At 44.8% G+C, this 721-nt stretch carries 1 protein-coding gene and 1 pseudogene; one reads left to right on the top strand and one right to left on the bottom strand.

Features of this window, described 5'->3' with window-relative positions; translation table 11 throughout:
• Positions 1 to 105: pseudogene (locus R8N47_RS25065) on the top strand (3'(2'),5'-bisphosphate nucleotidase CysQ); the annotation flags it as partial.
• 285 nt (positions 106 to 390) lie between these two features.
• Here R8N47_RS25065 and R8N47_RS25060 read toward each other — a convergent pair.
• The coding region (locus R8N47_RS25060; RefSeq protein WP_318186087.1) for a type II secretion system protein N at positions 391 to 721 on the bottom strand (331 nt) is incomplete at its 5' end.

Below are 721 nucleotides of genomic sequence, written 5' to 3'. Positions count from 1 at the left end.
GAACCTTTGTCTTACAACGAACGGGAAACGCTAGAGAACCCGAACTTTATCGTTCTGGGCGATACGGATTTGCCTTGGGATGACATCCTGCAACGCAAAGATTAAATACTTATACTTGCGTAACTCAACTTATATCATTAGGCCGTGAATTCCGTTCACGGCCTTTTCTTTTTCCACATGAGCAGCTTTCACAGTATTTGACCTGCCATATACCTAAAGCTAATCAAACTGCACAAAACCACACAATCCAATTAAAATACAACCACTTAAACAACCAACTTTGTCCCTCGTTTATTTACGTACAGCGAATAGAGGGTTTGGCCTACTATGATCCAAAAGCAAAAAGAGCTGCACATTGGCAGCTCTTTTCTGTATTACGTTGGCTCGAGATTAGAATCGGCCTTTGTAGTCAAACTCGTATTGGCCTTGTGCGTTTGGCTGTCCAAGCCATTTCAACTGCTCCCCTATGCTTGATGGGAAATCTGCGCCAGGTTTAAACCACGCTTTCGTTGAATAGCGTTGATTCGGCATCAGCTCTGCTGAAAACGCCGAGGAAACTTGCTTACTGGTTTGCTCACCTGATGCAGTTAGCACGCTATCTTGGCATTTCAAATCAGCAATAACAGGGCCAAGCTCTAAGCTTCCCACTGGACTTTGAATGCCACTGGCACTCCAAACCAATGTGCCTTCACCAGTTTTACACCACGGAGCTGCGTAAGTC

It is taken from the genome of Vibrio sp. 2132-1 (assembly GCF_033344315.1).
The sequence above is the reverse complement of the archived record's forward strand: the minus strand, read 5'-3'. Positions and strand labels throughout refer to the sequence as shown.